Here is a 14,016-nt window from a genome sequence, read left to right as displayed (position 1 = left end):
AAGTAGATTGTCAAAGGCTCTTTTCACTTTGACAATCTACTTGGGATGTGGAACAATCCATGAATGGTTGTTGTGCAAAAAAACTTAATCTTTTTGTGTCCAAAAACTTGACGTAGATCCATAAGTTTCTAAAAATACATATTAGGGAGGCATTAAATTATGTATTGTCCAAATTGTGGCGATCAAATATCAGCATACGCAGAGGTTTGTCCGAAGTGTGGTGTTAGAGTAAAGGAGACTTCATCTTCTGGTGAAGATAAACCGAACATTGCAGTTAATTTAATTTCTTTTTGTTGTATACCAATTCTAGGGATTGTAATGTTCTTTGTATGGAAAGATAATAAACCTAGAGCAGCTAAATCTGCATTAATTTGGGCACTTGTGTCAATTGTCCTTTGGTTTATCCTATCATTTGGTTTTGGATTATTAGGAGCTGTACTAGAAACAATGAATTATTAATTTTGATGTATCGTCCACTTTTTAAAGTGGACGATTTAATTCTTAATAAAGGTTGTGTTGTAACTTTAATTGTACACATTGTTCTAAGGTTATCTCAGATTTAGCTGAAATCTGTCCTAAATGTGGCGTAAGACAGTATACGATAAAGAATTATTTCAAGTAAAACTAAACGGCCTTAGCCCTACAGGGTTAAAGCCGTGTAACTCAGTTTATATTATTTCTACTATCTACTGAAAGGGTGCAGTACACTATTGGGGAGCACTTCATTTTAGATTGACTTGGTCCATTAAATTCCAGCAAGGACTTCAGTGGTAATGAAAGTTAGCTACGTTTTTTTCTGATAGTTGAACAAGAGAGATGTGATGTTATTGTAAATTATAAAACCACGAAAGTAATTGCTTCATTCATATTCTAAGAGTAACACCAGCATAGGTCTAACATAAATATGAACTTATTTAATTTTGTCTGATATTTCAAGGACAATTTCTTCATTAGGGTTTAACTGCTTCATCTCAACTATTACAGTTCCTTGCTCATGTGCTTCCACATATTCACTTAACATAATTGACTTTGGCTTTCCTTCAATATCATGATAATTTAGCATTAAACTGATTGAAATTTCTTCCGTTGAATACTTAATATTTCTTTTCTCACCCGGTGGTATTATATATATTTGTTCTTCTTCGGGTGAAAGCCAAATTGATTGTTCGGAAAATGTATCATTGTGTACTGTGATTTTTATATCTCCCCTAAAAATAAAACTTGAAGCAACATAAATTAGTACGGTCAATACTAAAGCTACAAAAAGAGCAGGTTTTAAATATTTCTTATTTTTCACGTTAACCCCCATTTGTTACTTATTATTTTTTCCCTACTGTATTGGTTGATCTTAGGGTCCAAGTTGAAATTGCCTTCATTTGATCAAAGCTGTAACCCATTTGACTGTCTGTTTTTATTCTTTGACACCAACCATTATCAACATAATATTGAACTCTAGTTAATATTGATGCTTCCGATGAATCGTAGTAAGTCTCTCCTATAACTCTACCAGCAGCATTATTTAGTAAATCCATACGCTTGTCTTCTGCAAATTGTGATGATGAAAGCCCATCTGGTTTTGTTGCTCCGTTTTCATGGGCATCAGTCCACATTTTAGTCTTGGCTATTACTTGTGAAACTGAACCTTTGCCTAATCGATAAAATCGTTGTACCAACAAAGCATTCCATGCAGTGTGACGAAAAGCATCTTGATTTCCTAAATAAGCACCGCTACTATATCTACTACCAGCTTCGTTGTTTGCCATTTTTGAAGATGTATATACCGCAGGTAAATCTGACGGATATTGTTTCGAGAGTGCTACCTCCTGTGAATTCATCCCTGTCGAACTTTCCAAAAGATCATCATAATAACCAAGAGGCTTGATATCAATTTGTTTTTTGTTATAAGTTTCAATATAAAATTCTGTAGCGATTTTATCTAATTCTTCCTCAGTTACATCAGGATTATTCTCTTTATAATCTACTAAAATATTGTATATATTATCTAGATCATCTTCAGTTAAAGATAAAATAATTTCATCGGTTAGTTTTGTTTGGACTTCTCCTCTATTAATTTCCTTTGCAAAACCTTGTGTATTAAAGGAAAAGAACATTAATACTACTAATAATAGCATTGTCATTCTCTTGAATCTCATTTTCATTCATCTCTAATTCTATCGTTAATAAAGTAACCTACAATATAAAACGATTGCTACATACCCCCCTTATTTGTAAGATTATAGGTTTATAAAAATTTTACCTTATATTCCTTATTATGTAAAATATTTATTTTTTTGGTATTATTAAAATTAAATTTCCCCCATGAACCTTTTATGCAATTTTATTTACTGTTGTTTCTATATTTTACTTTCAGTAAACTTTTTCGTTTTCTTTTCAACACTCTTCTGTTTTTTTAATCCAATTTAAAATAATCTATTTTATTAATATTGAAATAGATTTCAGCACAAACTCTCCTCTATCTATATATTCGATTTAGTTTGTCTATACAGCACCGAAAAGGGTTGTTTAATGGTTCCGAAGAATACTTTATCAAAATCTCTCATTATCTATAAATCCTTAGAGCCAAAACCCATTCCAAAATCAAAATAACATTACGTTTTTGGTGCTAAAATACATTCATAAAACAAGTTTTTTTGTAAAGAAATAGCCCTATTTAAAGTAGAGAAGTAGAATTCTATCGTTGCGAAAAATCATATTAAAAGGATGCATTTTCGCTAGACTACAAGTTTATATTTTATGATATTGTAGTCATAAGAATAATTTCAGGCAAAATAAAAAAGCCATTCCTACAGTCAATGGCCAGACACGGAATGACTTATCAACAAAATGCCTAACAAATCATACTGGAATATGGATGTCAGCTTAATTAATCATTGGTGCTGTTCCATTTTAAAGCTTAATGGAACAACCCCGATTCTTTTGATTTTTCCTTTAGTTTATCTGTCTGTTTATTTATCATTTCTTTTAAAAATCCACCTAGTACAAGTGCGATTAATCCAAAAAGTAAGAGAAATAATACGTCATACATTACCTTTTCCCAAATTATGCCTCCGACGGCTTCTCTCATTAGGCTAATTGCATACGTAAATGGTAGAAAAGGGTTAATTATTTGAAAGAATTCGGGCAATAGGACAACAGGATACGTTCCACCAGACCCCGCGATTTGAAGTACTAATAAAATAATCGCAAGTGCCTTCCCAACATCTCCGAAGACTGAAACAAGTGTATATACAATCATAATAAATACAAGACTGCAAAATAGCCCAAAAACAACAAACCAAAATGGTTCACTGATTTCCACAGGCAGTATAAAAATATTTCCTAATGTCACAATGATTGTTTGGAAAAATCCTATAGTCATGAACGTGAACATTCGACCAAAGTAAATTGTTCTACCTGAATATGCTTCATTTGGGTGAACTTCCGTGGATAGTAATGAAATTAACAACAATCCCCCGACCCATATAGAGAGCACCGTATAAAATGGGGTCATCCCAGTTCCATAATTCGGGATGGAGAATAATTTATACTCTTTCAGTACAACTGGCTCTGCAAAAAATCCTCGTTCTGCTTCAGGGTCATTTTGTAGCAGTTGGATGATTTCGTTAATATCGGCTTCTTCTTGTATATTTCTTAATCGATCTGCCAATTCATTCACTTTATCATTCACATATGGAAATTCTTTGCTCACATATCGGAGAGTCTCTTTTCCCTTTGATAAATTATTCGCTGTACGGTTCAGCATCTTTTCTACTTCAGGTATTGTTGATTGGATCGATAACAATATTTGTCTTGCTTGTGCTAGTGTTTTTTTTGCATTATTTACTTTTTCGTTTACAGCTGGTTTTATCCTTTCATTATAATCTTTCATGAATGTATCAATCTGGGAGTTGGCCATTTCTGTTTTTTCCGCAATGTTAGATAGCCATCCGTCAATTTTCTTTTGCCTGTCTTCTAGAAACGAATCTTGTTCATTCGCTTGTCCCTGTAGCTCGTATAAGTTTTGTTTAATCCGCTCTAATTCACTGATAATCGCGTTGATCCTTTCGTTGCCATTTGGTTCTTCACCATTCTCTTGCCCATTTGAATTAAGTTGAAGATGAGTAAGAATATTTGAAATGTTATCAATTGATTGGAGCGAGTTATTTACTCTTTCATTGATAACATCATTTATTTGATTTCCTTCAGGATGGTTTAAAATCGCAGTATCAATATTTTTTACAAAGTTATTTGTGTCTGCCAATACACTTTGTATTTTGACTAATTCCTTATCAATTTGCGGTACAATTTCATCCATACGTACCTCAGCTTCTTGTAAAAGGTGGGACGTATTATCAATTATTTGTATACCATTGGATGAGGCATCACTTACTTTTGGAATTACTCCTTGTGCTTGATGAATAAGCTTTTCAGCATACTCTGCATCCTTCGTCGTGTCATTAATTATTTTATAAATTTCTGGTAGATTTTCTTCCATTGTAAAAATATAGCTTTCAAACTTTTCAATATCTGGTAAATTCTTCTCTAATTCGATCCCTATTTCATTAAACAGTTCAAAGATAATCCCATTTACAGTGGATATAAAATTATTGCTGATTTGTTGGACAATCACACTTGCACCTTTTTCCGTAATTTTAGGTGCAATCGCGTTAAGCTTTTCATTCACATAGTATTCAACATTAGCTTTTTCGGGGTTGTCACTGATGACTGAGCCTAATTTCTTTGAAAAGTTTGAAGGGATTATAATTGCAGCATAATAATCTCCATACTTTAGCTTGTCTATTGCTGTTTCACGATTAACAAAATGCCAGTCCATCGACTTATTTTCTTTTAATGAAGCGACAATGTCATTTCCTACATGAATGGACTGGTCACGCACAACGGTCCCTTTATCTTCATTTACTATTGCTATCGGAATTTGATCTGTTTGACCATAGGGATCCATTGATGCTTCAATATTAAGCCATGCATATAGCGATGGTAAGAGGATTAGTCCACCGATTAATACAGCTGCAACCCAGTTTCTGCCGATATTTTTTATATCATTTAAATAGAGAGTCCAACTTGCTTTCACATTTTATCATCCTTTAAGAATGCATTTTCATAATACAGTTATTTTGTCGTCATTTACTTTTTTTATCCTAGTATTGAAGAAATGCGTGGATCTATTTCGGATTGTAAGATTGGAAAAGAGGAGAGGAGATTTTTGTTAAAAGTATTTTGAAGTGCTCGAAATAAAAGGCTTCATTTTCCCTTAAAACATTAATGGAGTCAAGTTGCTCGCTTATTAACGTTTTTTTTGTTTTAAAATGCTTTCATGCTTAATTGCAAAAAAACTAAATAACAAATAACTAAGAAATTTCAGAAAACTTCTTGCATCTCATTTTTATTCGTGTTAGATTACTAAATATATTTATGAAGCCTAGACTTCAAAATAGTTAAAAATAAAGGGGAGGCTTCCTCTAAACGATATGGGAACAATCAAAGAAAGAATTGAACAACATTATAATTCGTTATCAAAGTCGCAGCAAAAGGTGGCGAACTTTGTATTAAATAATCCTACGTATGTTGGGGTTCATTCTGCGGCAGAAGTTGGAAAGCTTGCGGGTACTAGTGAAACGACCGTTATTCGCTTTTGCTATGCCATTGGTTTAAATGGCTATGCCCAGCTGCAAAAAGAGCTGACGATGTATTTATTTGAGAACAACACCAATAGCACATTAGGAAATTATGTTTCATCCAAAGAAGAGCTTTTCAAGGAACAGCAGCTTTGTGAAAAGGTGATGGGGCAAACTAGTGCTGAAATTGTCAGAATTGCTAAACAAATAGATCTGGATCAATTTCATGAAACGACGAAAAAATTTCATGAAGCAAAAAACATCTATCTAGTCGGGGAAGGTGCTTCAAGTTTTGCAGCTCAATGGTTTCAGTTTACTTTAAATATGCTTCGCCCGAATGTGAGGCTTGTTCAAACAGAAACGGGCATGCTTATTCGAACACTACAGGAAGTAGATGAAACATCACTGGCCATCGTTATTTCATTGCATCGCTATTATAAGGAGCCTATTCAAATTACGGAGGAATTCGTAAAGCGTGGTGTTTATACAGTTGCGATTACAGATTCAAATGTTGCACCGATTCATGCATTTGCAAATGAATCATTTGTTTTGCAGCAAACCGAGTTATCGACAATTGATATGATGCCTGCTCTTATTTCATTTTTAAATACACTCGTAGTAGGCATGATGTCTCATGACGTAGAGTATTATAATCAACAACGTGTAAAATTTGATGATTTCCAAAATAGTTTTATTGCAAATCGATGGAGTTGATGAATATGCAAGAACAACAATTAATTGAACGTATGCAAAAGGTGTTTGAGCATTTACATGCAAACCCAGAAGTGAGCTGGGCAGAAACAAATACCACAGCTTACTTAGCAGCTTTACTTAAAGAAGAGGGTTTTAAGCCGCATACCTTTGAAGATATGACAGGCCTCTACGTTGATATTGGGGAAGGAGTACCGAAAGTTGGATTCCGTACTGATATCGATGCATTATGGCAAGAAGTTAATGGTGAATTTAAAGCAAATCACTCATGCGGACACGATGGACATATGACAATGGCAATCGGTGTGGCACTTTTACTAAAGGAAAAGAAAGAATCATTGCCAGGAGCTGTTCGACTAATTTTCCAGCCAGCCGAAGAAAAGGCGGGCGGAGCAAAAGCCATCGTTCAAAAAGGGATTGTCGATTCATTGGAATATTTATTTGGCGTACATGTTCGTCCGCTAGTAGAGCTCCCAGATGGCGTCCATTCACCTGCATTATATCACGGTGCTGCAAAGCTCTTTACAGGCACGATTACAGGAGTGGAAGCGCACGGTGCACGGCCTGAACAAGGAATAAATGCAATAGAAGTAGCAGCTGCTTTAGTTGATGCTTTGAAGCGCATTTGGATTAGTCCAGCAGAGTCGGGTTCAATTAAAATGACACAACTTCAAGCAGGGGGTACATCTACAAATATAATTCCAGGCTCTGCAACATTTAGCATTGATACACGTGCACAAACGAATGAAACGATGGATGCCTTAACGAGAGGTTTTGAAAAGGCAGTCAAAGCAGTGAGCACATTATATGGCGCAACGATTTCAACTAATGTAGATGCACATATTGTCGCTGCTCAAGTTCATAATGATGCAAAAGCGATAATGAAGCAGGCGATTATTGAAACGGTCGGCCAGGAACATTGTGCATCTGATGTTATTACGCCAGGGGGAGAGGATTTCCATTTCTATTCCTATTCAAGACCACATTTAAAAACGACTATGCTTGGTCTCGGATGCGGCGTTACACCAGGACTTCATCATCCACAAATGACTTTTAACAGACAGCAGTTGCCTGTTGGGGTGCGCATTATTACTAGAGCACTCCTTATTGCATTACAGCAAGTAGAAAGAAGAGATTAAACATGATAGTGATTAAAGAATTAACAACAATAGAAGAAATGGAACAAGTTCAACAGCTTGAAAAACAAGTATGGGGTATTGAACCTATTCCAACTCACCAAACTTTAACAGCTGTGAAAAATGGCGGCATTATGGTTGGGGCCTACGATGGCGAAAAGCTAGTTGGTTTTAGCTACGGTTTTACAGGATTTAAAAACGGCAAAGTCTACCTATGTTCACATATGCTTGGAATCGATGAAGCTTACAGGTCACAGAGAATAGGCGAACAGTTAAAGCAAGCACAGCGTGAAATTGCTATTGCAAAAGGCTATAACAGCATGCATTGGACATATGATCCGCTGGAAACTCGCAACGGCTACTTAAATCTGACAAAACTGAACGGCATTTGTCATACATATATCGAAAATTGCTACGGAGAAATGCAGGATGGCTTCAATAAAGGGTTGCCATCTGACCGCTTTGAAGTACATTGGCATTTAACAAGCGAGTATGTTGAAAAGCAAATTGAACCAATTATTGAAAATCCTCAGCCACTCGGTGAAATCATTTTCGATGAAGCGGGTTTACCAACTTTAAAAATAGCAGCACTTGAAAACTTAACTGCGGACGCGTATTCATTGCCTGTACCTTTGGATTTTCAAAGCGTAAAAGCAACAAGTCAGGAACATGCGGTGCATTGGCGAATGGAATCGCGTAAAGTATTCCAAGCAGTATTTGCTGCAGGCTTCACGGCCGTACGAATTCAAAAGAACGAACATTGGAACGACTATATTTTTGTTAAGAAAGATACATTAGCACTTGGAGGGTACTAATATGAAAATTACTGAAATTACAATTCGTCATTTACAAATGAAGTTAAAAGCACCGTTCACAACAAGCTTTGGTACATTTACAAATAAAGATTTTTTACTTCTAGAAGCTAAGGATGAAGACGGTACAGTTGGCTGGGGGGAATCGGTTGCATTCCACGCACCTTGGTACAATGAAGAAACTTTAAAAACGAACTGGCATATGTTGGAGGACTTTTTAATCCCACTCATTTTAAATAAAGAAATTTCCCATCCAGATGAAGTAAATGAAATTTTTGAGCCAATCCGCAAAAATAATATGGCGAAATCAACAATTGAAGGTGCTGTTTGGGACATTTATGCACAACAAACGAATCAATCGTTGGCATCTGCACTTGGCGGCACAAAAGACAAAATCGAAGTAGGAATTAGTATTGGTATTCAAAAGAGCATCGATGATTTAGTAGCTCTTGTAGATGAGTATGTAAAAGAAGGCTATAAACGCATTAAAGTAAAAATTAAGCCAGGCTGGGATATAGAAGTTATGCGTACATTGCGTGAAAAATTCCCGGATGTTGCTATTATGGCGGATGCAAACTCAGCTTACAGACTTGAAGATGCAGAACTATTAAAGCAATTAGATGAATTTAACTTAACGATGGTTGAACAGCCTTTAGCATCTGACGACATTATTGACCATGCAATTTTGCAAAAACAAATGACAACGCCAATTTGCTTAGACGAGAGCATCCACTCTCTTGAGGATGCGCGTAAAGCAGTAGAGCTTGGTGCAACGAAAATTATCAATATTAAAATTGGTCGTGTTGGTGGTTTAACAGAGGCAAAGAAAATCCATGACTACTGCGAGTCTAAAGGTATTCCTGTATGGTGCGGCGGTATGCTTGAGTCAGGCATTGGACGTGCACATAATGTTGCATTAACTACATTATCAAACTTTATTTTGCCTGGAGATACAGCAAGTTCTAACCGCTACTGGGAAAAAGATATTATCGAGCCGGAAGTTGTTGCAGAAAACGGCTATATTCATGTACCGCAAACAGCGGGTATCGGCTACAAAGTAAACGTAGAAACAATTGAATCTTATACGGTTGATAAGAAGACATATAAATAATGAAGTTTCCTTAGGACCAACACGATGTTGGTCACTCATACGTTGCCACAAAAGTAGTTTTGCGACGAGTAACCGCGTGGCGTTCTTAGTCTGAGTTCATTCATTACATTCATTGGAGGTTAAACCTCCAATGAATGTAGATAAAGATGCTTAAGGGAAAATCGACGCTTATTTTGTCAGAATTTTTAAATTATTTAAATAAAAAATATAGCAGGTGAATTTATGAAGAAAAGTTTACAAATTGGTGGTGCATTTGTCGGACTGATTGTTGGAGCTGGCTTTGCATCAGGTCAAGAAATTATGCAGTACTTTACGAGCTTTGGAATTATGGGTATTGTGGGCGGAATCGTTGCAACAATCGCCTTTGCTTTTTTAGGAATGACGTTGGCACAGCTCGGTTCAAAACTGCAAACAGCATCACATAAAGGGGTTATTTACTATATTGGTGGTCGATATATTGGGGCAGTGTTGGACTTCCTTATTACATTCTTCCTATTTGGAGTGGCAGTCGTAATGTTTGCAGGGGCAGGCTCTACATTTAATCAAATGTTTGGGATCAGTCCAATGGTAGGAAGCATTATTATGGTTGCATTAACTATTGGAACACTTTTATTAAATTTAAAAAATATATTAAACTTAATCGCAATTATTACCCCATATTTAATGGTCGTTATTTTCATTATCTTAATCTACTCTTTATTTACGATGGATATTTCGATTTCAGAGGCAAATACAATTGCTCAAAATCAAGCAAGTGCAGCTTCCAACTGGTTTATGGGTGCATTGCTATATGTATCTTATAATATTGCAGCAGGAGCAGCCCTTTTAATCGTAATGGGCGGTACTGAAAGAAATAGTAAAGTAGCTGGTGTTGGTGGCATTTTAGGTGGCGTTATGCTAGGGGTATTAATCATTTTAATCAACTTAACGATGTTTGTGAAATTAGATGTTGTTGATGGTGTAGATATGCCTACGCTGGAACTAGCGAAACAAATCCATCCAACAGTTGGCGTATTAATGGCCATTGCCCTTCTTGGGATGATGTACAATACAGCTGTAGGGATGTTCTACGCATTTACCGTGCGATTTGTTGCACCAGATCATAAAGTATTTAAGCCAACAGTTGTCGTTGTAGGTTTAGTCGGGTTTATTGCAAGCTTAGTCGGCTTTACGACATTAGTTGGAAAAGTTTATTCAACAATGGGATATCTAGGCTTTGCATTAATCATTGCAATCGTGATTGCGTGGATCCGTAGAGATAAAAAAGAAGTAGTTTCATAGTTTTATAGTAGTTTAGAAAAGCATTCGGGATGGGGAAGATTCCGAATGCTTATTATGATTATAAAAGATGAATTAGGTTAGGTTATATAGCTTCAATTATTCAAAACATTATGATGAGACTGCTTACTTTTTGTTTGAAACAGTTGACTCGAAAACTGTTTTGCTATTGCTCCAAAAGAGCTTTTTTTTAAGTATTGATATATCTTTATAGGTGTTAAAGCATTACATCTCCACAATTTGGTCCAAGTGTTTGACCAGTGTAAATATTTCCATCCGGTTCAGCAGCTAAAAAGACAGCTGTTGGAGCAACTTCGTATGTTTGTCCAAAGCGTGGGAGAGCAAGCTCTGCTTTTTTATTTTTTTTCCAACTTTCGTCGATTCCGGCTACTAGTTCAGTTTCTATTGGACCCGGTGCAATGCAGTTAGCTGTAATGCCGTATCGACCCAATTCAATAGCTATAGATTTAGTAAATCCTATTACACCAGCCTTTGCCGCTGCATAATGGCTTAATTCATATCCACCTTTTTGCCCGATTTGAGAGGCAATATTAATAATTCTTCCAGATTTTTGTTTAATCATTTGATTCACTACAGAACGTGTAGTTAAAAAAACAGATTTTAAATCTAAATTAATCATTTCATCCCAGGTATCTTCGGTCATATCCTGAATGAGTGCTTGTGTTAGGATGCCTGCGTTGTTAACTAAAATATCAATTTTTCCAAACTCTTCTAAAGCAGTACTAGTTAGCTTATTAATGGTTGATTGGTTTGTAATATCACCGTCTATTAGAATAGTTTTTTGATTAAATGCACTAAATTGTTCTTCTACTAATTGCTGCTCTTCATTAGTTAATTGAAAAGTGTTTAAAATTAAATGAGCACCTTCTCGAGCATAAGCTAATGCAATTTCTTTTCCGATTCCTCTATTTGCACCAGTTATGATAGCAACTTTACCTTCTAGACGCATCTAACCCCTCCTAAAGTTAATTTATATTACACTAATATTTAGATACTAGAATGTTATCTTCATTTACTGTTTCTGTTGTTTCTTCTTTTCTTAAATCATTAATGATAATCCAATCGCGATTAGCAGAAGTACCTAAGTAGTCATCAGAGAAATTAGATTCAACTTCTGCTTGGGGGTATTTCTCTAAATACCAGAATTTCATAAGACTATAGTATAGTACTACTGCTAATGGGAATCCTACTAGGTACATATATTCTAAGAAATAGATAGCAACAGCACTTGCTACTAACCAAGAAATCATGCCAGCCCAGTTAATTCCTTTATTATAACGATATTGACCTTTTGGATTATATAAATCTTTTACATTTAAACGACGTTTACGAATAATATAATAATCACAAATCATAACACCAGCTAATGCCGACATTGTTGCACCATAATATCCCAAGAAGTTGGATAATTGATCTAAGATAGCCCAAGGTTGGAATAACGTTCCGATAACACCAGCTAAAACAATTCCCCATGCATAAGAGAAATTCCATTTAGCACCAGCATTAACAAATGTTAATGAAGCTGGAATTAGGTTTGCAGCTGAGTTTGTAGACCACTGAGCTAAAACAACCATCAATAAAATTACAACCATTAACCAACCTGTTGCAATTTCTTGTACTACTTCTATAGGATTCCAATTACCTGTTGCTAAGAAACTTACTGCTCCAATAACCCCCATGAAAGTTTGGACTGTTGGCAATGCTAATAGATGTGGAATATAGCTGTTTTTGTTTCGTTTAAACCATCTTTTCTCATTAGTTGGTGCTTTCAAATAACGTGTAATATTTGGTATATCAACTGCTAACAAGGACCAGAAACCCATGTTGGCAGCCATAATATACATCCATGTTGTTTGATTAGATGTACCTTCGTAAGTGAAAATATTTAGATTCGCCTCTTTTGCAATACCGTTAATTTGGAAGAATATCCAGATTGAAATTAAAATAATGCATGGAGCTGCTATTACTGCAAAACGGTCTACAGCCTTAATTCCTGCAGCTGTATTAATTATTTGTACTGCTGCAAAGACTACATACCATAAGAACCATGAGTCAAAGCCAGTGATGCTTGCAAATATATAATTTATAGCTGTAGATCCTAAATAGGTTTGTATACCAAACCAAATACAAGCTACTACCCCTTTACTTAGAGAAGGGAATTGTACACCTGTAATTCCAAAAGGAGCACGTAAATATGCAGAAAATGATAGTCCGTGTTCTACACCAATATCTCCTGTTAGACTGGCAACGATAGCTATTAATAGATTAGCAATGAAAATTGCCCCGGCTAGTTTCCATAATGACATTGATTCAATCCCGTTTGCACCAATTTGGAATGTCGCAATGATTACAGCCATACCGACCCAAATATTTAAAAACCCAAACCCACTAATAATTCGATCTTTTTTTAGTGTAGGGACTATATCTTTTGTTATTAAAGAGTTTTTTTCCATTTACATTCCTCCTAATTATTTAAATTTATTAAACTCACTGATTACTAATGGAATATTTAAATCTCTTAAATAAGGAATAGTTCTTCTTTGCTCCTTTACTAGAGATAAATCTATTTCAGCAATTATAATTTCTTCATCATCTAAAGCTTCTGCAAGTATTTTTCCTGTTGGATCAATAATCCTACTGTGGCCCCCAAAAGTGGTTTCATCTTTTTCGGTACCAATACGATTAGCTGCAATCACAAAACAACCATTTTCTAAAGCTCTTGCTCTTGTAGCGATATCCCAAGCATATAATCGGGCATTGCCAAATGCTGATGGATAGATTAATAAATTAGCGCCCTGTAGTGTTAAAATCCGTGCACCTTCAGGGAATCCAACTTCATAACAAATTTGTAGACCAATATTGAGGTTTTCAATTGAATAAGTTTGATAATTTTGTCCTTGTGCGAAACGTACATTTTCTTGGTCCCATAAGTAAATTTTCCGGTAGGAGCACTGTAACCCACTTTTATCAACGATTACAGCTGTATCATATAAAACACCGTCAACAATACTTTCTTCAGTTATACAGGAAACCAAAATAATATCTAATTCTTTAGCTATATTTTTCATCCAATCTATCGTATCTCCAGGAAACCTTTCGGCTAACTCCAAATCTTTCTCTTCAACACGATAGCCTGTACTAAATAATTCAGGTAAAACAATCAGTTTAGCTTGCTTTTTGGCGGCATTTGTAATAAGGGAATAGGCTTTATTTAAATTTTCTTCTTTGTTACCAAGTACACAGTTCATTTGAATAGCTGCGACTTTAAAAATATCTTTTTTCATACAGTCTCCTTCATCTGCTTGCAACTT

General features: G+C 35.4%; 12 protein-coding genes. 6 read left to right on the top strand and 6 right to left on the bottom strand.

The features are described 5' to 3' along the window. Positions 1-159 precede the first annotated feature (159 nt). The gene (locus EKG35_RS12220; protein WP_126294741.1) at positions 160-459 is read left to right on the top strand and encodes a zinc-ribbon domain-containing protein; all 300 of its coding nucleotides are present in this window, start codon (positions 160-162) and stop codon (positions 457-459) included. 451 nt (positions 460-910) lie between these two features. Here the strand turns inward: EKG35_RS12220 and EKG35_RS12215 are convergent, their stop codons facing one another. The 3 genes from EKG35_RS12215 to EKG35_RS12205 form a co-directional block, all read right to left on the bottom strand. Beyond that, positions 911-1,297, bottom strand: coding sequence for a hypothetical protein (locus EKG35_RS12215; RefSeq protein ID WP_126294740.1), 387 nt, complete (start codon positions 1,295-1,297; stop codon positions 911-913). A gap of 22 nt (positions 1,298-1,319) precedes the next feature. Continuing rightward, positions 1,320-2,138 carry a DUF6973 domain-containing protein gene (locus EKG35_RS12210; protein ID WP_126294739.1) on the bottom strand — a complete coding sequence of 273 codons (819 nt, stop codon included), beginning with the start codon at positions 2,136-2,138 and terminating at the stop codon, positions 1,320-1,322. A gap of 776 nt (positions 2,139-2,914) precedes the next feature. Then, the gene (locus tag EKG35_RS12205; RefSeq protein ID WP_126294738.1) at positions 2,915-5,092 is read right to left on the bottom strand and encodes a YhgE/Pip domain-containing protein; all 2,178 of its coding nucleotides are present in this window, start codon (positions 5,090-5,092) and stop codon (positions 2,915-2,917) included. Positions 5,093-5,489: 397 nt separating this feature from the next. On the opposite strand from EKG35_RS12205, the gene EKG35_RS12200 reads away from it, so the two are divergent. From EKG35_RS12200 to EKG35_RS12180, 5 genes are all read left to right on the top strand, one after another. Continuing rightward, on the top strand, positions 5,490-6,350 hold the full coding sequence (locus EKG35_RS12200; protein WP_126294737.1) for a MurR/RpiR family transcriptional regulator: 861 nt from the start codon (positions 5,490-5,492) through the stop codon (positions 6,348-6,350). Continuing rightward, entirely contained in the window at positions 6,350-7,486 is a 1,137-nt protein-coding gene (locus tag EKG35_RS12195) for a M20 peptidase aminoacylase family protein (RefSeq protein ID WP_126294736.1), read from the top strand. Before EKG35_RS12200 ends, EKG35_RS12195 begins: the two co-directional genes overlap by 1 nt. A gap of 2 nt (positions 7,487-7,488) precedes the next feature. Then, the gene (locus EKG35_RS12190) at positions 7,489-8,298 is read left to right on the top strand and encodes a GNAT family N-acetyltransferase (protein WP_126294735.1); all 810 of its coding nucleotides are present in this window, start codon (positions 7,489-7,491) and stop codon (positions 8,296-8,298) included. A gap of 1 nt (position 8,299) precedes the next feature. Next, positions 8,300-9,406 carry an o-succinylbenzoate synthase gene (menC, locus tag EKG35_RS12185; RefSeq protein WP_126294734.1) on the top strand — a complete coding sequence of 369 codons (1,107 nt, stop codon included), beginning with the start codon at positions 8,300-8,302 and terminating at the stop codon, positions 9,404-9,406. Between the two features lie 222 nt (positions 9,407-9,628). Further along, the gene (locus EKG35_RS12180) at positions 9,629-10,687 is read left to right on the top strand and encodes a YkvI family membrane protein (protein ID WP_126294733.1); all 1,059 of its coding nucleotides are present in this window, start codon (positions 9,629-9,631) and stop codon (positions 10,685-10,687) included. Positions 10,688-10,901: 214 nt separating this feature from the next. Here EKG35_RS12180 and EKG35_RS12175 read toward each other — a convergent pair whose 3' ends face one another. The 3 genes from EKG35_RS12175 to EKG35_RS12165 are packed head-to-tail and all read right to left on the bottom strand — an operon-like array spanning position 10,902 to position 13,989. Next, on the bottom strand, positions 10,902-11,654 hold the full coding sequence (locus EKG35_RS12175) for a 3-oxoacyl-ACP reductase family protein (protein WP_126294732.1): 753 nt from the start codon (positions 11,652-11,654) through the stop codon (positions 10,902-10,904). 31 nt (positions 11,655-11,685) lie between these two features. Then, positions 11,686-13,158, bottom strand: coding sequence for an NCS1 family transporter (locus EKG35_RS12170; protein WP_126294731.1), 1,473 nt, complete (start codon positions 13,156-13,158; stop codon positions 11,686-11,688). 15 nt (positions 13,159-13,173) lie between these two features. Further along, the gene (locus EKG35_RS12165) at positions 13,174-13,989 is read right to left on the bottom strand and encodes a carbon-nitrogen hydrolase family protein (protein WP_126294730.1); all 816 of its coding nucleotides are present in this window, start codon (positions 13,987-13,989) and stop codon (positions 13,174-13,176) included. Between the last annotated feature and the right edge of the window lie 27 nt (positions 13,990-14,016).

This window comes from Lysinibacillus telephonicus (assembly GCF_003966145.1).
Taxonomy (GTDB): Bacteria; Bacillota; Bacilli; order Bacillales_A; family Planococcaceae; genus Ureibacillus; species Ureibacillus telephonicus.
The sequence above is the reverse complement of the archived record's forward strand: the minus strand, read 5'-3'. Positions and strand labels throughout refer to the sequence as shown.

Coding starts and splice junctions, on each gene's coding strand:
- EKG35_RS12200 (WP_126294737.1), top strand. CDS start 5,490: ATGGGAACAATCAAAGAAAGAATTGAACAACATTATAATTCGTTATCA.
- EKG35_RS12180 (WP_126294733.1), top strand. CDS start 9,629: ATGAAGAAAAGTTTACAAATTGGTGGTGCATTTGTCGGACTGATTGTT.
- EKG35_RS12220 (WP_126294741.1), top strand. CDS start 160: ATGTATTGTCCAAATTGTGGCGATCAAATATCAGCATACGCAGAGGTT.
- EKG35_RS12210 (WP_126294739.1), bottom strand. CDS start 2,138: ATGACAATGCTATTATTAGTAGTATTAATGTTCTTTTCCTTTAATACA.
- EKG35_RS12170 (WP_126294731.1), bottom strand. CDS start 13,158: ATGGAAAAAAACTCTTTAATAACAAAAGATATAGTCCCTACACTAAAA.
- EKG35_RS12175 (WP_126294732.1), bottom strand. CDS start 11,654: ATGCGTCTAGAAGGTAAAGTTGCTATCATAACTGGTGCAAATAGAGGA.
- EKG35_RS12165 (WP_126294730.1), bottom strand. CDS start 13,989: ATGAAAAAAGATATTTTTAAAGTCGCAGCTATTCAAATGAACTGTGTA.
- menC (WP_126294734.1), top strand. CDS start 8,300: ATGAAAATTACTGAAATTACAATTCGTCATTTACAAATGAAGTTAAAA.
- EKG35_RS12195 (WP_126294736.1), top strand. CDS start 6,350: ATGAATATGCAAGAACAACAATTAATTGAACGTATGCAAAAGGTGTTT.
- EKG35_RS12190 (WP_126294735.1), top strand. CDS start 7,489: ATGATAGTGATTAAAGAATTAACAACAATAGAAGAAATGGAACAAGTT.